This window comes from Corallococcus sp. AB030, from assembly GCF_003668965.1.
Taxonomy (GTDB): Bacteria; Myxococcota; Myxococcia; order Myxococcales; family Myxococcaceae; genus Corallococcus; species Corallococcus exiguus.
In genome coordinates this window covers 1-3469 of sequence record NZ_RAWQ01000391.1, presented here as the reverse complement: position 1 = coordinate 3469, position 3469 = coordinate 1, and the positions used below count along the sequence as shown (strand labels likewise).

3 protein-coding genes are annotated in these 3469 nt (G+C 70.8%); all 3 read left to right on the top strand.

Annotated elements, in window-relative coordinates; genetic code table 11:
• The first annotated feature begins 367 nt into the window (after nt 1-367).
• Nucleotides 368-664: a hypothetical protein gene (locus D7Y15_RS42810; protein ID WP_121756148.1), complete on the top strand. Its 297-nt coding sequence runs from the start codon at nt 368-370 to the stop codon at nt 662-664.
• Nucleotides 665-906: 242 nt separating this feature from the next.
• The gene (locus tag D7Y15_RS42805; RefSeq protein ID WP_120581614.1) at nt 907-1491 is read left to right on the top strand and encodes a GAF domain-containing protein; all 585 of its coding nucleotides are present in this window, start codon (nt 907-909) and stop codon (nt 1489-1491) included.
• Nucleotides 1492-1662: 171 nt separating this feature from the next.
• On the top strand, nt 1663-3469 hold a 1807-nt coding region (locus D7Y15_RS42800; RefSeq protein ID WP_233605314.1), incomplete at its 3' end, for a serine/threonine-protein kinase.

Sequence of the window (3469 nt, the reverse complement as noted above, 5' to 3'; positions counted from 1 at the left end):
CGTCGAGGCGCAGGGTGAGGTGAAGACCGAGTCCAAGACCGAGACCAAGCACGAGGGCAAGGCCGGCAAGAAGGGCACGAAGACCAAGACCGAGAAGAAGACCACCACCGAGACGAAGACCGAGGGCTGATCCCTCGCTTCACTCGCGCCCTGTCCGCCTCCAAGGGACGGACAGGATGCGGTCCCGGCAGGGGCGCTCTCCTCACGAGGGCGCCCCTGTTGTCGTTTGGGCGTGGGAGCTTGCGCGCGAGCGGGCTCCACGTGACGGCGAGTGAATAAACAAACCTCCGCCCCCCTCCAGAGCCGCGATGACGATGCCCGGCGCACTCCAGCGCGGGCCGTCTGTCACGAATCCGAGCCCATCATCATGAAGACCTTCCTCGTCGCCGCCCTGTTCGCCGCCTCCGCCGCCATCGCCTCCCCGCCGCCCACCAAGGCGCCCACGGATACGCGGGGCCCGGTCAATCCCCCCGCGACCGGCACCCTCGAGACCCCCACCGGCGACGACATCCAGGCCGACCCGCACGCCCCCGCGAAGACCGAGGGCAAGACCGAGGCGGCCACCGAGACCGCGCCCTCCGGCCGCACGGAGACGATGATGCAGGGCACCGGCGGCACCAAGAAGCCCGTGAAGGCCCCCGCCTCCAAGAAGTCCGCGCAGTAGTCCGCCGCCCTCCTCCAAGGGACGCACCACACGCCGTGCCCGAGCAGGGGCGCTCTCTTCACGAGGGCGCCCCTGTTCGCGTTTCCGGGCCCTGCAACGCTCCGACCCTCCTCTTCTTGGGTTTCCAGTAAAACCACCATTTGACAGGAACAGAGGAATCCTGCATAACGGGACATGTGTGGATGACAGCTCATCCACGACAGGAAGGGGTGACCCCCTCCCCCCCTTCAAGCGAGACGGTCATGGTGGAAGCGTTCACGAAGGTGTCCGAAGCGTCGCGGTTGCTGCTGGACAAGGGCCTGTGCCCGGCCACCGGTTCGGATGCGCTGGGCATGGTGGCCCGCCCGATGAAGGTGGACCGCGCGTGCCTCTTCGAGAACCGGACCACGAACCTGGCGGGCCGGTTCCTCACGGACCTGCGCTACGCCTGGGCGGAGCCGGGTGTGGTGTCCCCGCTGGCGCACCCGGTGCTGCGCTCGCTGCCGATGCGCGACTACGCGATGGCGTGGGCGGACATGCTGGAGGCGCAGATGGTGGTCTCCTGCACCACCAAGGAAGCGCCGCCGATGATGCGCGAGCTGCTGGAGCGCCAGGGCGTGCAGTCCGTGCTGATGTGCCCCATCGTCCCGGCCAAGCAGTGGTGGGGCTTCGTGGCCTTCGAGGACTGCCGCCAGGCCCGCCTGTGGCGCCCGGAGGAGATTTCGCTGCTCAAGTCGCTGGCGCGGGCCATTGGCGCGTCGGTGCGGCACGCGAACATGCGCTCCTCGCTGTCGCAGGTGCGCACCAACCTCACCAGCGTGCTGCGCCCCGTGGCCGGGGACACCTGAGCCGACACCGGAGCCGACCTGGGGAGCCCATTTGGAGCTCCCACGGGAAGTGACAGCACCCGGGTCATGGCCGCCCGCCCACCCGGCGAGCGGGAGGGGGCCGGAAGGGCAGCTGGGGAGCGGTAACGCGGCGCCCCGTTTCTGCTACCCTCGCCGCCCTGTCCCCCGCCCATGTCCTCGTTCGAGCCTACCGCCATCAGTCGTTCCCGGCCTCCTGATCTCGTCAGCGGCTACCGCCTGGAGAAGCTCGTCGGCGCTGGCGGCATGGGAGAGGTCCACAAGGCCACCCAGCTGTCGCTCGGCCGCACGGTCGCGGTGAAGCTGCTGAATCCGGACCTGGCCAAGGATCCGTCGTTCATCGCGCGCTTCCAGAAGGAAGCCGCGGCGCTGGCGACGCTGAGCCACCCCCACGTCGTCGCCATCGTCGACAAGGGGAAGACGGACAACACGTACTACCTGGTGATGGAGTTCGTGGACGGGCCGTCCCTGCGCGAGCTCATGCGCAACCCGTCCATGGACACGCCGGCGCTCCTGCGCCGGATGCTCGAAATCTGCCGGGCCATCGAGTACGCGCACGGCCGGGGCGTCATCCACCGCGACCTGAAGCCGGAGAACATCCTGCTGGATCAGCAGGCCGGCGGCATCGCGAAGGTGTCCGACTTCGGGCTGGCGTCCTTCCTGGACGACGCGTCCGCGGCGTCTCGCTTCGCGCTCACGTCCACGCACGTGTCCATGGGCACCATCTCGTACATGGCGCCCGAGCAGCGCGTGGACGCGAAGAGCGCGGACGCGCGCGCGGATATCTTCTCCCTGGGCGTCATCCTCTACGAGACCTTCACCGGCGAGGTGCCGCTGGGCACCTTTGATCCGCCGTCGCGCAAGCGCGCGGGGCTGGACTCGCGCGTGGACGCCATCGTGATGCGGTGCCTCAAGCCGGATCCGGACGAGCGCTATCCGTCCGTCGCCGCACTCATCGCGGACCTGGAGCCGCTGGTTCCCGGAAGCCTGCTGTCCATGCCGCCGCTGAGGCTGACGCGCTGGCAGCGGGCGAAGGCCGCGATGCGCCGCGCCGCGCGCGTGACGGCGCAGACGGCCGCGGGGGTGATGGTGCTGGCCGCCGCGGGCGTGTTGGGCGTGGCGTACAACCGCAGCGGGCAGGTGCGCGTCCAGCCGCCGCTGGCCGGCAAGGCCATCATGGACCAGGCGCTGCGGGACGCGCCCCGCAACGGCCCGGGCCGGGTGGAGGACGTCACCCCGGACAAGCGCCGCGTGACCATGGGAGACGGTCCGGATCTGCCCCAGATGCTGGTGGCCGGCCGGACGCTGAGCTTCGAGAACAAGGCCCTGGTCTTCCCTCCCGTGGACGACAACGAGGCGTCGCGCGTGGGCCGCGCGCGCGTGGATGTGCTGGGGCTGGTGGGCGGTGTGGCCCGGCTGACCGCGCGCGTGCGCGCTGAAGCTCCGCCGACCACGTGGAAGCGCCGCCTGAAGGAAGTCTGGGACGGCCCGCCGCCGGAGCCGGTGGCCTCGCTGGGGCTGATGGGCCGGGACGGCCGCTACGTCACGCTCGTGCACCATGGCGCGGGCGCGCCGCTGACCCTGGAGTGGTCCCTGGGCGAGCGCGGCGGCGCCATGCTGGGCCTCGCGTCCCCGGAGGGCGAGGTGCGGCTGGAGCTGTTCGTCACCGAGGACGGCGTGATGCAGGCCTTCGTCGGCCAGGGGAAGGACCAGCGCCCCATCGCGGAGCCGCTGAACCTGGGCCCGGACTGGCAGGCCCACTTCGGCGAGCCCCCCGTGCCGGCCATCGGCTGCATCGAGGGCACCTGCACCATCGAGGGGCTCACCTACACGGTGGACAAGCCCGCGCCCGTGACGGAGGCCCCGTCCACGCCGGTGGTCGTCGTCCCGCAGGCGCCGGTGCGCACGGTGGCCGCCAACACGGTGCCGGCGAAGGCGGTGGTGGCCAAGAAGCCCGCCC